17 protein-coding genes are annotated in these 15,197 nt (G+C 71.7%); 5 read left to right on the top strand and 12 right to left on the bottom strand.

Translation table 11 applies throughout. The annotated features are described in order from the left end of the window. Positions 1 to 5: 5 nt before the first annotated feature. From WFI00_RS11595 to WFI00_RS11625, 7 genes are all read right to left on the bottom strand, one after another. Positions 6 to 2,726 carry an FtsK/SpoIIIE family DNA translocase gene (locus tag WFI00_RS11595; RefSeq protein ID WP_336632470.1) on the bottom strand — a complete coding sequence of 907 codons (2,721 nt, stop codon included), beginning with the start codon at positions 2,724 to 2,726 and terminating at the stop codon, positions 6 to 8. Positions 2,727 to 2,796: 70 nt separating this feature from the next. Continuing rightward, positions 2,797 to 3,291 (bottom strand): GNAT family N-acetyltransferase, encoded by a 495-nt coding sequence (locus tag WFI00_RS11600; RefSeq protein ID WP_336632471.1) that lies wholly within the window; start codon positions 3,289 to 3,291, stop codon positions 2,797 to 2,799. Positions 3,292 to 3,314: 23 nt separating this feature from the next. Next, positions 3,315 to 4,991, bottom strand: a complete 1,677-nt coding sequence (locus WFI00_RS11605) for a ribonuclease J (RefSeq protein ID WP_336632472.1) — start codon at positions 4,989 to 4,991, stop codon at positions 3,315 to 3,317. A gap of 52 nt (positions 4,992 to 5,043) precedes the next feature. Beyond that, positions 5,044 to 6,021 (bottom strand): 4-hydroxy-tetrahydrodipicolinate synthase, encoded by a 978-nt coding sequence (gene dapA / locus WFI00_RS11610; protein WP_336632473.1) that lies wholly within the window; start codon positions 6,019 to 6,021, stop codon positions 5,044 to 5,046. A gap of 107 nt (positions 6,022 to 6,128) precedes the next feature. Next, positions 6,129 to 6,998, bottom strand: coding sequence for a type IV toxin-antitoxin system AbiEi family antitoxin domain-containing protein (locus tag WFI00_RS11615; protein WP_336632474.1), 870 nt, complete (start codon positions 6,996 to 6,998; stop codon positions 6,129 to 6,131). A 235-nt stretch (positions 6,999 to 7,233) separates the two neighbouring features. Further along, positions 7,234 to 7,746, bottom strand: coding sequence for a dihydrofolate reductase (locus WFI00_RS11620; protein ID WP_336632475.1), 513 nt, complete (start codon positions 7,744 to 7,746; stop codon positions 7,234 to 7,236). A 2-nt stretch (positions 7,747 to 7,748) separates the two neighbouring features. Further along, a complete protein-coding gene (locus WFI00_RS11625) occupies positions 7,749 to 8,564 on the bottom strand; it encodes a thymidylate synthase (protein WP_336632476.1) in 816 nt (271 codons plus the stop codon). 63 nt (positions 8,565 to 8,627) lie between these two features. Here WFI00_RS11625 and WFI00_RS11630 point away from each other — a divergent pair, with 63 nt between their 5' ends. The 4 genes from WFI00_RS11630 (at position 8,628) to WFI00_RS11645 (ending at position 11,057) form a co-directional block, all read left to right on the top strand. Further along, a complete protein-coding gene (locus WFI00_RS11630) occupies positions 8,628 to 9,062 on the top strand; it encodes a TlpA family protein disulfide reductase (RefSeq protein WP_336632477.1) in 435 nt (144 codons plus the stop codon). Then, on the top strand, positions 9,055 to 9,627 hold the full coding sequence (locus WFI00_RS11635) for a DUF4395 domain-containing protein (protein ID WP_336632478.1): 573 nt from the start codon (positions 9,055 to 9,057) through the stop codon (positions 9,625 to 9,627). Before WFI00_RS11630 ends, WFI00_RS11635 begins: the two co-directional genes overlap by 8 nt. A 103-nt stretch (positions 9,628 to 9,730) precedes the next feature. After that, the gene (locus WFI00_RS11640) at positions 9,731 to 10,156 is read left to right on the top strand and encodes an OsmC family peroxiredoxin (protein WP_336632479.1); all 426 of its coding nucleotides are present in this window, start codon (positions 9,731 to 9,733) and stop codon (positions 10,154 to 10,156) included. Next, on the top strand, positions 10,149 to 11,057 hold the full coding sequence (locus WFI00_RS11645) for a TIGR01777 family oxidoreductase (RefSeq protein WP_336632480.1): 909 nt from the start codon (positions 10,149 to 10,151) through the stop codon (positions 11,055 to 11,057). The genes WFI00_RS11640 and WFI00_RS11645 overlap by 8 nt, the downstream gene beginning before the upstream one ends. Positions 11,058 to 11,076: 19 nt before the next feature. Here WFI00_RS11645 and WFI00_RS11650 read toward each other — a convergent pair whose 3' ends face one another. Both WFI00_RS11650 and dapB read right to left on the bottom strand, forming a co-directional pair. Next, on the bottom strand, positions 11,077 to 11,520 hold the full coding sequence (locus tag WFI00_RS11650; protein ID WP_336632481.1) for a tetratricopeptide repeat protein: 444 nt from the start codon (positions 11,518 to 11,520) through the stop codon (positions 11,077 to 11,079). Further along, positions 11,517 to 12,332, bottom strand: coding sequence for a 4-hydroxy-tetrahydrodipicolinate reductase (dapB, locus tag WFI00_RS11655; RefSeq protein WP_336632482.1), 816 nt, complete (start codon positions 12,330 to 12,332; stop codon positions 11,517 to 11,519). Before dapB ends, WFI00_RS11650 begins: the two co-directional genes overlap by 4 nt. A gap of 44 nt (positions 12,333 to 12,376) precedes the next feature. Here dapB and WFI00_RS11660 point away from each other — a divergent pair, with 44 nt between their 5' ends. After that, positions 12,377 to 12,850 (top strand): GNAT family N-acetyltransferase, encoded by a 474-nt coding sequence (locus tag WFI00_RS11660; protein ID WP_336632483.1) that lies wholly within the window; start codon positions 12,377 to 12,379, stop codon positions 12,848 to 12,850. On the opposite strand, the gene WFI00_RS11665 is transcribed toward WFI00_RS11660, so the two are convergent. From WFI00_RS11665 to WFI00_RS11675, 3 genes are all read right to left on the bottom strand, one after another. Beyond that, positions 12,833 to 13,309: a hypothetical protein gene (locus WFI00_RS11665; RefSeq protein WP_336632484.1), complete on the bottom strand. Its 477-nt coding sequence runs from the start codon at positions 13,307 to 13,309 to the stop codon at positions 12,833 to 12,835. The genes WFI00_RS11660 and WFI00_RS11665 overlap by 18 nt on opposite strands. Before the next feature lie 61 nt (positions 13,310 to 13,370). Then, positions 13,371 to 13,970: a histidine phosphatase family protein gene (locus WFI00_RS11670; protein WP_336632485.1), complete on the bottom strand. Its 600-nt coding sequence runs from the start codon at positions 13,968 to 13,970 to the stop codon at positions 13,371 to 13,373. A 73-nt stretch (positions 13,971 to 14,043) separates the two neighbouring features. Continuing rightward, entirely contained in the window at positions 14,044 to 15,096 is a 1,053-nt protein-coding gene (locus WFI00_RS11675) for an aldo/keto reductase (protein ID WP_336632486.1), read from the bottom strand. Positions 15,097 to 15,197 lie beyond the last annotated feature (101 nt).

Raw genomic sequence — 15,197 nt, forward strand, 5'->3', positions numbered from 1 at the left:
GTGGATCAGTCGCGGCCGGTGAGCCCCCAGGCGTCTTCGGAGCCCTCGTCGGACTCCACGACCTCGTAACCTGCGAACTGGTCCGCGACGGCGTCCGTCCCGTAGGAGTCGCCCTCCGCCCCGCCGGCCGGGGAGGGCGGATCCTCACCGCGCAGACGTGCGAGCACCTCCGGTAGCTGCTCGGGCGTCACCAGGACGTCGCGCGCCTTCGACCCCTCGGAGGGGCCGACGATCTCGCGCGACTCGAGCAGGTCCATGAGGCGACCGGCCTTCGCGAAGCCGACCCGGAGCTTCCGCTGCAGCATGGAGGTCGACCCGAACTGGGTGGAGATGATCTGTTCGGCGGCGGCGAGCAGCAGATCGAGGTCGTCACCGATGTCGGCGTCGATCTCCTTCTTCTCCGCGACCGCCTCGACGTCCTTGCGGTACTCGGGCCGCGCCTGGTTCTTGACGTGGTGGACGACCTTCTCGATCTCGCTCTCGGCGACCCAGGCGCCCTGCACGCGCAGCGCCTTGGAGGCGCCCATCGGGAGGAACAGGCCGTCGCCCTGACCGATCAGACGGTCCGCGCCGGGCTGATCGAGGATGACGCGCGAATCCGTCACGCTCGTCACGGCGAACGCGAGGCGGGACGGCACGTTCGCCTTGATGAGGCCCGTCACGACGTCGACGGAGGGACGCTGGGTGGCCAGCACGAGGTGGATGCCGCTCGCGCGGGCGAGCTGCGTGATCCGCACGATCGAGTCCTCGACGTCGCGCGGCGCGACCATCATGAGGTCGGCGAGCTCGTCGACGACGACGAGGAGGTAGGGGTACGGCTTGAGCACGCGCTCGCTGCCGACGGGGAGGTTGATCTCGCCCGCGACGACGGCCCGGTTGAAGTCGTCGATGTGGCGGAAGCCGAACGACGCGAGGTCGTCGTACCGCATGTCCATCTCCTTCACGACCCACTGCAGCGCCTCGGCGGCCTTCTTCGGGTTCGTGATGATGGGGGTGATCAGGTGCGGGACCCCCGCGTAGCTCGTGAGCTCCACGCGCTTCGGGTCGATCAGCACCATACGAACCTCGGAGGGCTTCGCACGCATGAGCAGGCTCGTGATCATCGAGTTCACGAAGCTCGACTTGCCCGAGCCGGTGGAGCCGGCCACGAGCAGGTGGGGCATCTTGGCGAGGTTGGCGACGACGTAGCCGCCGCCGACGTCCTTGCCGACGCCGATCGTCATGGGATGGGTCTGGCTCGTCGCCGCCTGCGAGCGCAGCACGTCGCCGAGGGTCACGATCTCGCGGTCGGTGTTGGGGATCTCCACGCCGATCGCGCTCTTGCCGGGGATCGGCGCGAGGATGCGCACCTCGTTGGAGGCCACCGCGTAGGCGATGTTGTTCGTCAGCGCCGTGATGCGCTCGACCTTCACGCCGGGGCCGAGGGCGATCTCGTACTGCGTGACCGTCGGGCCGCGCGAGAAGCCCGTGACCCGGGCATCCACGTTGAACTGCTCGAACACGCCCATGATCGCGGCCACGACGCGGTCGTTCGCCTCGGAGCGCGCCTTGGGCGGGTCGCCCTGCGCGAGCGAGGCGACGGCCGGCAGCCGGTACGGGGCCTGCGGCGGGCGGCCGTCGTGGTCGTCGCCGAGCCCGGAGATCCCGGGCAGGATGCCGTCGTCGAGGACGATCTCGCCGCTGTCCTCGCGGATGCCGGTGTCGACCCGCCCCGCGCGGCTCGCCGCCTTCTTGGCGCTCGCGATGACGGCGGGGTCGATGACCTCGGTCGCGGCGTCCGGAAGGGGAGGCAGCGGCGGCACCGGCGTCGCGATCGCCTGCTCGAATCCGCCCTCGGGTGTCGGGGCGAGGAGCGCGGTGAGGTCGTCGGAGCCGAGGCTGCCGTCGACGTCCTCCTCGCGACCGGTCTTGTTGCGCCGCCACCAGGGCGTGCCGGAGTCCTTGGGGTCGACGTCGTCCTGGTCGAACGCGACGGTCGGACCGGTCGGGGAGCCGGCGGCCGGGACGGGCTCGACGGCCTCCGGGCGCTCGGCACCGAACATCCAGGCGTAGAGGTCGCCGAGACGGCGGCCGATGCGGTTGGGCGGCGTCTTGGTGAGGATCAGGACGCTGAGGAGCGTGAGGATGCCGAGGACGAGGTAGGCGCCCACGGGCGTGAGGAAGGTGAGCGGTTCGCCGACCATCCATCCGAACAGACCGCCCGCGGGGCTGAGGCCCGGGGCGCCGTCCTTCGGCTGCGGGCGGCTGCCCGCGACATGGCAGAACCCCGCGACCGAGAGGACGAACAGGCCGAACCCGATGCCGATCCGGCCGTTGTCGTGGACCGACGACGGATGCCGGAACAGCCACCCGGCCAGCAGGAGGAGCAGGACCGGCATGATGAAGGCGACGCGGCCGATCAGCAGGCCCACGGTGTAGGCGCTGATCGCGGTGCCGGCCTCGGTGCCGATGAGGAACCATTCCACGACGGCGCCGGCGACGGCCAGCAGCACGAGCAGGAACGGGAAGCCGTCGCGGCGCTGATCCTTCTCGAGGGTCTCCGGGCCGAAGGCGCGGAACATGCCGCCGGTGGCATGCGCGAGCCCGAGCCACATCCGCACGATCGCGGGCGGCCGGTCGACGTCGTCCGCGTAGCGCTGCGGGGCCGGCGCGGGCTTACGGGCGCGCGACGAGGAGCCCTTCGCGGACGCGCGGGCGTTCGTGGGCGTACTCGTGGATCGTGCCATTACTCCACGGTAGGCCGAGCGCCCGCCGAATCCCCGGATTGACGCGGCCGTCTCCCCCGCGATGAGCAGGTCAGCGCAGCAGCTTGACCATCGTGTCGCGGCCGTGCCCGGCCTGGGTCACCGCGAAGCCCTCGCTGCGATAGAGGGTCTGGGCGAAGTTGCCCTTCTCGACGGAGAGGCTGATGCGCGCGAACCCCTGCGAGCGGGCGTGATCGCACAGCCGCTGGAGGAGCATCCGTCCCACGCCGTGCGCCCGCCAGATCGGACGGACCCCCACGATGAGCTCCGGCACGCCCGTTCCCACGTACCCGAATCCGGGGTCGGTGCGCGGCAGCATCCGGTACCAGGCAGCGCCGATCGGCTGCTCCTGACCGTCGACCGCGACGACGCCTGCGTCGCCCGGGCGCATCCAGCCCGAGATGTAGCGGTGATACTCCGGATGCTCGATCACCTCGTGCCGAGGACGCTGGCCGCCCTGCCGCCAGTTGGCGGCCTCCACGACCATGTCGCCGAGGAAGACGCCGTCGGCCTGAACGGCGGGACGGACACGGAAGGCGGCAGGCATGGACCGATCGTAGCGATCCGGTGTTACGCCTCGATCACGAGCGGCACGATCATCGGGCGGCGACGCAGTCGCTGGTTGACCCAGCGCCCGATGGTGCGGCGCACGACCTGCGAGAGCGCGTGCGTGTCACGGACGCCGGACTGGGCGGCCTCCGTCAGCGCGGCGGCGATCTTGGGCTTCACGTCGTCGAAGACGCTGTCGTCCTCGGCGAACCCGCGGGCGTGGATCTCGGGGCCCGTGATGATCCGTCCGGTCGCGGAATCGACGACGACGATCACCGAGATGAAGCCTTCCTCGCCGAGGATCCGGCGATCCTTCAGGTCGGCGTCGGTGATCTCGCCGACCGTCGACCCGTCGACGTAGACGAAGCCGAGGTCGAGCTGGCCGACCACCTTCGCCACGCCGTCCCGGAGGTCGACGACGGTGCCGTTCTCGGCGATGATCGTGTTCTCCTCGGGGATCCCCGTCGACTGCGCGAGCTTGGCGTTCGCGATGAGGTGCCGGTACTCCCCGTGCACGGGCATGACGTTGCGCGGCTGCAGGATGTTGTAGCAGTAGAGCAGCTCGCCCGCGGCGGCGTGCCCCGACACGTGCACCTTGGCGTTGCCCTTGTGCACAACGTTCGCGCCGAGTTTGGTGAGCCCGTCGATCACGCGGTAGACCGCGTTCTCGTTGCCCGGGATGAGGCTCGAGGCCAGGATCACCGTGTCGCCGGGGCCCGGCTCGATCGCGTGGTCGAGGTTCGCCATCCGCGACAGGACGGCCATCGGCTCGCCCTGCGACCCCGTCGACATGTAGACGATCTTGTCGTCGGGCAGGTCCTGGGCCTTCTTGTAGTCGATGAGGACGCCGTCAGGCACGTTCAGGTAGCCCAGGTCCTCCGCGATGGTCATGTTGCGCACCATCGAGCGGCCGAGGAACGCCAGCCGTCGCCCGTTCGCGGCCGCCGCGTCGATGACCTGCTGCACGCGGTGGACGTGGCTCGAGAAGCTCGCCACGATGACGCGGCGCGGGGCCTTGGCGATCACCTGGTCGAGCACGGGGCCGATCTCGCGCTCCAGCGGCGTGAACCCGGGCACGTCGGCGTTGGTCGAGTCCACGAGGAACAGGTCGACCCCGTCCTCCCCCAGACTCGCGAAGGCGCGCAGATCCGTGAGGCGGCCGTCGAGCGGCAGCTGGTCCATCTTGAAGTCGCCCGTGGCGAGGACCGTCCCGGCATCCGTGTGGATCGCCACGGCGAGCGCGTCGGGGATCGAGTGGTTCACCGCGACGAACTCGAGGTCGAAGGGACCGACCTGCTCCTCCTGTCCCTCCTCGACAGTGAGGGTGTAGGCCTTAATCCGGTGTTCCTTGAGCTTCGCCTCGACGAGGGCGAGGGTCAGCTGGGAGCCGATGAGCGGGATGTCGCTCTTCAGCCGCAGCAGGTAGGGCACCGCGCCGATGTGGTCCTCGTGCCCGTGGGTGAGCACGACCCCGACGACGTCGTCGAGCCGGTTCTTGATCGGCTCGAAATCGGGCAGGATCAGGTCGACGCCGGGCTGGTGCTCTTCCGGGAACAGCACGCCGCAGTCGACGACGAGGAGTTTGCCCTCGTACTCGAAGATCGTCATGTTGCGGCCGATCTCGGCGAGTCCGCCGAGCGGGATCACACGCAGGGTGCCCGGTTCGAGAGCGGGCGGTGCGTAGACGTTCGTGGGCATCGGATGCCTCCTTCGGATGCCTCGGGCATCCGCGTTCGAATTTCGTGCGGTGTCAGCGGGTCGTGCCGTGCACCTTGGGGAGCGCTCCGCCGGCGGCCGCGTTGCGGTCCGGACGGAAGTTGGAGAAGTCGGCGCCCTCGACGCCGTGCACGAGTGCGAGCTCGTCCTCGATGAGGGCGGCCTCCCACTCCTCCGGCCCGACGAGGGGCAGGCGCACGCGCGGGCTCGAGATGCGGCCGAGGCCGTGCAGGATGTACTTCGCGCTGACGGTCCCCGGGACGTGCGTCATCACGGCACGCACGAGCGGCTCGAGGCTCTTGTGCGCGGCGGTGGCGCTCGCGAGGTCGCCGCGGTTCACGGCATCCACCATCACGCGATAGGGCGCCGCCGCGACGTTGGCGGTGACGCCGATGAGACCGGCCGCACCGATCGCCATGTGCGGGAGGGCGTTCGCGTCGTCGCCCGAGAAGTACAGCAGGTCGGTCTGGTTCAGCACCCGGCTGACCTCGCTGAAGTCGCCCTTGGCGTCCTTCACGGCGAGGATGTTGGGGTGTTTGGCGAGGCGCAGGATCGTCTCGTACTTGATCGGCACGCCGGTGCGGCCGGGGATGTCGTACAGGATGACCGGGAGGTCCGTGGCATCCGCGACCAGGCGGAAGTGCGTGAGGATGCCCGCCTGCGTCGGCTTGTTGTAGTACGGCGTGACGATCATGATGCCGTCGGCGCCGGCCTTCTCGCTCGCGCGGTAGAGCTCGATCGCGTGGGCGGTCTCGTTCGAGCCCCCGCCCGTGATGATCTTCGCGCGACCCGCGGAGACGGACTTGCCGACCTCGACGAGCTTCAGCTTCTCGGGGTCGGTGAGCGTGCTCGTCTCCCCGGTGGTGCCGGTGACGACGATGCCGTCCGCACCCGCCGTGATCACGTCGTCCATGTGCTTCTCGACGGCCGGCCAGTCCACCTCGCCGTCGGCGGTCATCGGGGTGACCAGCGCGACGAGGACCTGTCCGAAGGGATTGCCCGAGTGCGTCATGCCTCCCAGGCTAGTGGCTCGGACGTCGGGGCACGTATCGCCGGGGCCCGAAACCCGAGGTGCGGTCCGGTCGTCGGATCGGTGGGGCTGGTGCCGTCTCACCGAGGTCACGGGGCGACAGGAGCCCCACCGGTCCGACGACCGGCACGACGAATCCGAGCCAGGCGAGCGAGCACGGCGTCACGGACGAGCGGCCAGTCGTGCAGGATCAGGGCGTAGTCGAAGCGGAGCGTCTCGAATCCGAGCGCGGCGGCCCGGGCGTCGCGCACGAGGTCCTTGTGCCGTTCCGCCTCCCGCGCGTGTCCGGCCCGCCCGTCCGCCTCGAGGATGAGGACGCCGTCGATGACGACGTCCACGCACCCCACGGTCGGGATCCGGACCTGCCGCGTGACGGTGATCCCCAGGCGGAGCAGTCGCAGGCGCAGGATCGACTCGAGCCCGCTGTCGGCGTCGCCGCGCGCGATGTCGACCAGCCACCGCTGTCGGGGCCGGAGGCTCGCGCGCACCTCCGCCCGCTCGGTCGCCCCCAGCAGCCCAAGCCGCCACGCCGACTCGAAGGCGGCGAAGAAGGCCTCGTCGCCGAGGCACGACGCCACCTGCACGAGGGCGCGGGTGACGCCGACCTCGCCGAAGGCCGCGACGCCGTCGTCGCGGTGGGTGACGCACCGGCATCCGTCGTGGTCGAACGTGCGCCCGTGCGGGCCGACCCAGACGTGGAGGTCCGCGTCGTCGAGCACCCAGACCCCCCGCCTCCGCAGTGCAGACACGCAGGCCAGCTCACCGCCGTGGGCGGCCGCGGCATGGACGAGGGGATGCGTGCGCGGGGTGGCGTAGACGCCCTCGCGCACCCTCACGACCGCGTCGGAGGCGACCGCCCTCCGCAGGTCGCCTCGTGTGGCGCCCGCCAGTCGGAGCGTCCGCGTGCGCACGACGCCGCCGCGGGAGTCGATCAGCTCGGAGATGCCGTAGGGAGTCATCCGCCCACAGTGGTCACCGGAAGGGTCCGGCGTGCGCCGGATCGGCCCGTCTGGGGATACTCACCCACATCCACCACTGGGGAGGAGACGAAGCCTTCCCCGTACCGGGCCCGGATCCCGGGGCCGGTCGTCGGATCGGTGGGGCTCGTGAGCCGTCACCGGGGCCGCGAGGCCACAGCACCACCACCGGTCCGACGACCGGCACGGAGCTACCCGCGGATGCCCCGGGGCCGGGTCACGGACGGATGAGCGTCAGGAAGCGGTAGGGGACGCCCGTGCGCGACACGGACCACCCGTCCGCCGGCTCGACCTCGGCCACGTCCCACCCTGTGCGCGACGGGGCGAAGGTGTCGCCGGAGACCTCGAGGTCGAGCTCCGTCACCTCCAGCAGATCCGCGCGCTCGATCGCCTCGGCGAACAGCCGCGCCCCGCCGATCACCCAGACGGATGCGCTGTCGGCGAGGGCGAGGGCCTCGTCGAGCGAGCCGGCGCGCTCGGCCCCGTCGGCGCTCCAGCCGGGCGTGCGGGTCACGACGATGTTCCGCCGGTCCGGCAGCGGGCGGAAGCGCGCGGGGAACGACTCCCACGTGCGGCGCCCCATGATGACGGGATGCCCGGTCGTCACGGCGCGGAAGTGCGCGAGATCCTCGGGGACGCTCCAGGGCATCCCGCCGTCGGCGCCGATGACGCCGCCCCGTGCCTCGGCCCAGACGAGCCCGATCCGGGTATGCGTCGTGGAATCGGACACGCTCACACCGCCACGGCCGCGCGGATCGCCGGATGATGCCGATAGTCCTCGACGACGACGTCGTCGTACGTGTAGTCGAAGATCGAGTCGGGCGTGCGGGCGAACCGCACGGTCGGGTACGGATACGGGTCGCGCGACAACTGCTCGCGCACCTGCTCGAGGTGGTTGTCGTAGACGTGGCAGTCGCCGCCCGTCCACACGAAGTCGCCCGGCTGAAGGCCCGTCTGCTGCGCGATCATCATCGTGAGCAGGGCGTAGGAGGCGATGTTGAACGGCACGCCCAGGAACATGTCCGCACTGCGCTGGTAGAGCTGGCACGAGAGCCTGCCGTCGGCGACGTAGAACTGGAAGAGCGCGTGGCACGGCGCCAGCGCCATGCGCGGGATGTCCGCCGGGTTCCACGCCGAGACGATCAGCCGGCGCGAGTCGGGATTCGTGCGGATCTGCTCGATCACGTCGGAGATCTGGTCGATCTGCTCGCCCGAGGGGGTCGGCCACGACCGCCACTGCACGCCGTAGACGGGACCGAGGTCGCCCGACGCGTCGGCCCACTCGTCCCAGATCGTGACGCCGTTGTCCTGGAGCCACTGCACATTGGACTCGCCGCGGAGGAACCACAGCAGCTCGTACACGATGGACTTGAGGTGCACGCGCTTCGTCGTGACGAGCGGAAAGCCCTGGGACAGGTCGAAACGGATCTGCCGCCCGAAGACGCTCGTGGTCCCGGTGCCGGTGCGGTCGTCTTTGTGCACGCCGTCCGCCAGCACCTCGCGGAGGAGGTCTTCGTACGGGGTGGGGACGGATGCCGGCGCGCTCACGCTGCCAGACTACCGGCGGCCGTCACGACGAGGGCCGCGCGATCCCGCTTAGAATGGTCGGCTGTGAACGTGACCGACGCCATCGTGCTGCTCGCCGTGCTCCTCGCGGCGACGATCGGCCTCGGCGTCGTCCTGCGGTGGCGGGACGGACGCGTCCGCCTCGTCGATCCTGCCGAGGCCGTCGACCCGCTCCGTCTGGGCGCCGATGCGCTCGGCGACCGCGCCACGCTGCTGCAGTTCAGCACCGAGATGTGCAGCCGGTGTCCCGGCGCGCACCGGACGCTGAGCGCGATCGCGGGTGCCCATGAGGGTGTGCGCCACCTCGACGTCGACCTCACGCATCGTCCCGACATCGCCAAGCACTTCCACGTCCTGCAGACGCCGACGACCCTCGTGCTCGATCGCGACGGGGTCGTGCACAGCCGTTTCGGCGGCACGCCCAGCCGGCACGCCGTCGAGCTGGAGCTTGCCCGCGTGACGACGGAGGCCCGTGTCTGACCCGCGCGAGGGGATCGACCCGCGCGCTCCGCGCGTGGCCGCCGGCATCACCATGCTCCTGTCGGCGGCGGCGACCGTGCTCGCGCTCGTCGGGAACTCGACCGCCCGTGCGAGCTTCGGCTGGTTCGCGTATCAGCCGCTCGCCGACGAGGTCTTCCCCCCGTCATCCGCCTTCGCCCTGCCGGTGCTCACCGTCGGCGAGCGCGCCGCCGACCCGGGGTTCCTCCTGCTTCTGGTCATCGCGCTGCTGTTCGTCTGGGCGGTCGTCTCTCCTCGGACGTCGCCGTGGAGCGCGCTGTACCGACTCGCCGTCGAGCCGCGACTCGCGCCCCCGCGCGAGCGGGAGGACCCCCGTCCGCCCCGCTTCGCGCAGGGCGTCGGGCTCGTGCTGAGCGCCGCGGGACTCGTGCTGCACCTGTTCGGTGTGCCGTGGGCGCTTCCCGTCGCCGCCGCCCTGGTGTTCGCGGCCTCCTTCCTCAACGCGGTGTTCGGGCTGTGCCTCGGCTGCCGGCTCTACCTCCTGCTGCAGCGCGCCGGGGTCGTCGGGCGCGCACGCACCGCCTGATCGGACGGGGGCCTCCCGCGCGTCGGCGCGCGCGTCTAGGCTCGTTGCGGGCGCACCCGGCGCCCGGCGGGCTCCCGGCCCCGACCATCAGAAGGAGACACCCATGAGCGTCACGAGCGAAGCGTCCACCAGCTGGAAGGGCACTCTCTTCGAGGGATCCGGCGAGGTCGCCCTCGAAAGCTCGAACCAGGGGCCGTTCGCCGTCGACTGGAAGGCGCGCAGCGAAGGGTCGACGTCGGTCACGACGCCCGAGGAGCTCATCGCGGCGGCTCACTCGTCGTGCTTCAGCATGGCCCTCTCGCACGCGCTCACCGAGAACGGCACTCCGCCGGAGACCGTCGAGACGACGGCATCGGTCACGTTCATCCCGGGCACCGGGATCACCGGATCGCACCTGAACGTCAACGCCGTCGTCCCGGGCCTGTCCGCCGCGGACTTCGCGCGCATCGCCGACGAGGCGAAGGCCGGATGCCCGGTCTCGGCCGCGCTCGCGGGCATCGAGATCACCCTCGAGGCGACGCTTGGCTGATCCCGCCGGTCGGGTCGTCGTCGCCGGGTCGTCCGGCCTCATCGGCCGGGCGCTCGTCGCGGCGCTGCGAGCGGACGGCATCCCGGTCGTCCGCCTCGTCCGCCGTCCGGTGGCCTCGCCGGACGAGGTCTCCTGGGACCCCCAGCGCGCCCGGCTCGATCCGGCAGTGCTCGACGGGGCACGCGCCGTCGTCGGTCTCAACGGCGCCAGCATCGGCCGGTTCCCGTGGACGCGGCGATACCGGCACGAACTCGTCTGGTCGCGGATCGCGCCGACGCAGGCGCTCGCGGCCGCGGTGCGCGCCCTCGGAGGGGATGCGCCGATGTTCGCATCCGGCTCCGCCGTCGGCTTCTACCCGTCACGGCCCGGTGTGCAGTTCACCGAGGACGCCCCGCGCGGCGACACGTTCCTCGCCGATCTGTGCGGCGAGTGGGAGAACGCGGCGCGCTCGGCCGGGCCGGCTGCACGCGTCGCGCTGCTGCGCACGGCGCCCGTGGTCCATCCCGACGGCGTGCTCAAGCCGCTGATGCTTCTCACGCGGCTCGGGCTCTCCGGCCCGATCGGCCGGGGGACGCAGGTCTGGCCGTGGATCTCGCTCGAGGACGAGGTGCGCGCCATCCGGCACGTCATCGACGGCGACCTGGACGGCCCGGTGAACCTCACGGGACCGTCGCGCGCCACCGCCAACGACCTGGGCTTCGCCCTGGCCCGGCGTATGAACCGTCCCTACCTCGTACGGGCGCCCGAGTGGGGGCTGAAGCTCGTGCTGGGCACGGATGCCACCGAGGCGCTCCTCACGAACGACACCGACGTCGTGCCGGAGCGCCTGCTCGCGTCCGGATTCTGGTTCAGCCACCAGAGCGTCGACGACGCGATCGCGGCCGCGGTCCCGCCCGGGTAGCCGCCCCGGGCCGAGGGTCTCAGCGGGCGGCGCGCTCGAGCCGGAGCGCCGTGCGCATCGCCTGGCGCGCCCGCGCCCGGTCGCCGGCGCCGTCGTAGGCGAGGCCGAGTCGGAACCACGCGCGCCAGTCGTCCGGATGCGCCTCGACCTCGGCGCGGTATGCGGGGAACAGCTCGTCCGCCTGGGCACGGTCGGGACGACCGCTGGGACGCACCGTCAGCTCTTCGGCGGGGAGGGCGCCCTCGTCCTCCAGCCGTCGGCCGAGGCGCTGCGTGCCGAACCCGAACGCGAGCTCACGCCACAGCGCCCAGGCCGCGATGACGGGGAGGATGACCAGAGCGACCCCCATCGCGACGCCGACCGGCTCACCGGAGGCCAGCAGCAGCCACGCCCGCTGAGCGACGAGCACGATGTACACCGCGAGCAGCACCGCCATGACGGCGACACCGACCCGAGCGCTCATGCCCCCGTGGCGCGGGCGACCTGCCCCGGCACGCCGCCTTCGTCGATCGGGTCAGCGGCGGGTGCGGGGCGCCGGACGCGGAGGCCGAGGTCGATGAGCGAATCGAGGCCGGTGATCACTCCGCGGGCGTCGCGGGCCGCGGCCACCGCGATGCGGATGCCGGGCGCGTAGGCGAGGGCGGGATCGATGGTGTCGTGGACGATCGTGAGCGACTCTCCGGCGCCGGAGAAGATCGTCTCCTGCCGGGCGACGACGCCCGGCCGACGCAGGGAGTGGATCGGAACGCTGGCGACCTGCTGCCCTCGCGCGCGCTGATCGACGTGCGGGGACTCGACGGGCCCGGCCTCCGCGCGTGCCGCCAGGATCAGCTCCGCCGTGCGGACGGCGGTGCCGCTCGGGGAGTCGACCTTCGTCTCGCGGTGGGCCTCGACGATCTCGATGGACGGGAAGTGGGGCGCGGCCGCAGCCGCCAGCGCGGACCCGATCACCGAGCCGAGCGAGAAGTTCGGGATGAAGACGGCGCCGGTACCCGCCGCCTCGACGAGGGGGCGGACGAGCGCGATCCGCTCGGCCGACCACCCGGAGGTGCCGACGAGCACGTTGAGGCCTCGCTCGATCGCCGCACGCACGACATCGATCGAGACGCCGGGCGTGGAGGCGTCGACCACGAGGTCGGCGCCGTCGATCTCGGCGAGGTCGCTGCTCGACCCCAGCACGGCGACGACCTCGAAGTCGGGCTCCGCCTCGAGGACGGCGGCGATGATCGCACCGAGTTTGCCGGTGCCGCCCACGAGGGCCACTCTCGTCGTCATGCGTCCAGCCTAGGGCGTGTCACCGACACGATTACGCTCGAGGCATGGTCCGACTCGAGTCCCTCGCCGCGGACGATCCGCGCTCCCACGCCCTCCTCGTCGAGTACTTCCACTCGCGCGCGGAGTCGTTCCCGGGCGGTCCGCAGGCCTACCGGCCGGTGTTCCCCGCGGCATCGGTGTTCACGCCCCCGGCCGGGGTGTTCCTCGTGGTCGTCGACGAGGACGGACGCGACGCGGGCTGCGGCGGGATCCGCCGGATCGACGACGGTCCGTCGGGCGCACGCTACGAGGTGAAGCACCTGTTCCTCCAGCCGCGCACGCGTGGCCGCGGATGGGGTCGCGTGCTGCTCGATGCGCTGGAGGAGCGGGCCCGCGGCTTCGACGCGGCCGAGCTCGTGCTGGACACGCACCACACCCTCGAGGCGGCCGGGGCGCTGTACACCCGCTCCGGCTTCTCCCCCATCGCGCCCTACAACGACAACCCGAACGCGACGGTGTGGCTAGGGAAGAGCCTCTGACGCCGTCGCCGGGCTCGCGGCCCCCACCGGGCCGGACGCCCGCCGCGCGGCACGGACGGTGAGCGGACCGGCGACCAGGACGGCGAGGACGGCCGACGCTGCTCCGACGACGCTCCAGACCGGCAGAGCGTCGGGGCCGCTCCGTGCGTAGCCGAACACCATCCAGAAGGCGAGAGCCCCGACTCCCGCCGCCACCGCGCCGACCCCTGCTCGTGACCCGACCGAGCGCCCCGGACGTCGGGTCCACCCCAGCAGCGCGAGCGCGTAGCTCAGGCTTGCCGCCGCTGCGTCGAGCGCACCGAAGAACCCGCCGAAGAAGGGCATGAGCCAGACGGCGTCCTCCTCGCCGCGATCCGGCGGGACGAGCCACGCGAAGACGACGAACAGGAACAGCCCCGCCGCGACAATGCCGACCACGAACATCCAGCCGACGACGGCGCCGTAGGTTCGCCAGAACATGTCCCGATGCTATCCGGAGGCTGCGTCGGCGCGAGGACGCGCCGAGCATCCGGGTACGGGATCAGACGGGCGGGACCTCGGGCAGCCCGGTCCGCAGCTCCATCGGCAGGTGGGAGAGGTCGTTGTGGGCGACGAGGGTCCAGGGGCGCCCCGACCGCTGGGCGATGATCGTCAGCCCGCAGTTCGCCTGATTGATCGTCAGCCACCGCCAGGCGGGAGCGTCGAGCACCTCGCGGACGAACCAGGCGATCACGAAGTTATGCGTGATCAGCAGTTCGTGGGTCTCGGGCTTGCGCACCAGGAACTCGGCGACGGCGTCCGACATCTGCGCACGACCCGCCTCGGTGTCGGCCTCGGTGAAGGAGCCGAAGAAGGGCTCGTAGATCCCGGGCATGTCGGGCTCGGGGCCCGTAGGGATGCAGTCGAACAGCAGCGACGACGGCTGCGGGTCGATCGCGGGCATGCGCTGCGACACCGCCCGCGCCGTCTCGGCGGCCCGTTCCAGCGGCGAATGCCAGACGGCGGTGAGCGGCACACCCGACAGGCGGTCGGCGAGCAGCTCGGCCTGGCGCCGCCCACGCGGCGAGAGCGGACCGTCTTCGAGTCCGTGCTCGGCATCGAGGTGCTCGCCATGGCGCACGAGGTAGAGATAGTGCGTCACGGCGGTCTCGTCTCTATGGGGGGCCTTTCCTCAGCCTACGTCAGGCCTCCCCCACCGGCGCCGCCGGACCGGCTCACTGAGCGGCGCGCGCGATGTCCGCGAGGTGTGCGCGGCTGAGCTTCGCGCCCACGCCCTGCATGAGCTCCTGCACGTGGGCGACCGCGAAGACGTTGACGATCGGCGCCACGACCGTGCGCTGGGCGAGGAGCCAGGCGACGGCGACGGCGGAGGTCGGGATCGACAGCTCCGCGCCGATCCTGTCGAGCGCCCGCAGCGTGCGCGTGCCGCGTCTGTTCATCGCCGCGGCCAGCTGCGCTCCCCGCACCGAGGCCGACAGCACGGACCTCGAGCGATGCGCCCCGGCGAGGTAGCCGTGCTCGAGCGCCTGCGACGGCGTCACGGCGATGCCCTGGGCACCGGCGACGAGCCGGAGGTCGCCGTCGAACTCGCCCTGTCGCAGCACGTTGAAGGGCACGTCGATCGCCGTGATGCGCGGATAGCCGGCGGAGGCGAGAATACGCGCCTCGACGAGCTGCGAGGCGTCGAGACCGAGGGCGCCGATCGCCCGGACCTTGCCCGCCTCGATCAGCCACTCGGCGGTCGCGAGGGCATCCTCCAGCGAGGCGCGCGGATCACTCGTCGCGTCGAGGTAGAGCACGTCGATGCGGTCGGTCTGCAGGCGGGTCAAGGACGCCTCGACGGCGCGGATGAGGTTGACCGAGCCGAGCCCGGGGTGGTCCGGGTTGGTGCCCACACGCACGCCGAGCACCATCTCGTCGCGCACGGCGCGCCGGGCGAGCCACTCGCCGATGATGTGCTCGCTACGCCCGGAGGCGTATCCGTCGGAGGTGTTCAGCGCGTTCCCGCCGCGCTCGCGGTACGCGTCGAGGATCGCGTGGGACGCCGCGAGGTCGACGTGCCAGCCGAACTCCGCACCGCCCAGGATGAGCGGGAACACCCGCGACCCCGTCTCGCCGAGCGGGACACGGACGGCGGCACCCACAGGCGCACCCTGCACGCGGATGGGGGCCGAGGGGTGAGGGGTCTCGGTCGCGACCCGCGCGAGGGCCGGAGCGGCGTCCGCGCGCGTCTCGGTAGGCGTGGCGCCTACGCCGAAGAAACCCATCTCACCCTCCTCGTGGAGCGGTCCCGTCGGAGGATGCCCGGATCCCCCGATGTAGTACAGAGGCTAAGGCAGGCCGCGGACACCGCCGCGCATTGAGGCGT

The sequence above is a fragment of the Microbacterium sp. MMO-56 genome (genome assembly GCF_037146215.1).
Lineage (GTDB): Bacteria > Actinomycetota > Actinomycetes > Actinomycetales > Microbacteriaceae > Microbacterium.

Coding starts and splice junctions, on each gene's coding strand:
- WFI00_RS11665 (WP_336632484.1), bottom strand. CDS start 13,309: ATGTTCTGGCGAACCTACGGCGCCGTCGTCGGCTGGATGTTCGTGGTC.
- WFI00_RS11595 (WP_336632470.1), bottom strand. CDS start 2,726: ATGGCACGATCCACGAGTACGCCCACGAACGCCCGCGCGTCCGCGAAG.
- WFI00_RS11640 (WP_336632479.1), top strand. CDS start 9,731: ATGAGCGTCACGAGCGAAGCGTCCACCAGCTGGAAGGGCACTCTCTTC.
- WFI00_RS11660 (WP_336632483.1), top strand. CDS start 12,377: ATGGTCCGACTCGAGTCCCTCGCCGCGGACGATCCGCGCTCCCACGCC.
- dapA (WP_336632473.1), bottom strand. CDS start 6,021: ATGACGCACTCGGGCAATCCCTTCGGACAGGTCCTCGTCGCGCTGGTC.
- WFI00_RS11605 (WP_336632472.1), bottom strand. CDS start 4,991: ATGCCCACGAACGTCTACGCACCGCCCGCTCTCGAACCGGGCACCCTG.
- WFI00_RS11600 (WP_336632471.1), bottom strand. CDS start 3,291: ATGCCTGCCGCCTTCCGTGTCCGTCCCGCCGTTCAGGCCGACGGCGTC.
- dapB (WP_336632482.1), bottom strand. CDS start 12,332: ATGACGACGAGAGTGGCCCTCGTGGGCGGCACCGGCAAACTCGGTGCG.
- WFI00_RS11615 (WP_336632474.1), bottom strand. CDS start 6,998: ATGACTCCCTACGGCATCTCCGAGCTGATCGACTCCCGCGGCGGCGTC.
- WFI00_RS11675 (WP_336632486.1), bottom strand. CDS start 15,096: ATGGGTTTCTTCGGCGTAGGCGCCACGCCTACCGAGACGCGCGCGGAC.
- WFI00_RS11650 (WP_336632481.1), bottom strand. CDS start 11,520: ATGAGCGCTCGGGTCGGTGTCGCCGTCATGGCGGTGCTGCTCGCGGTG.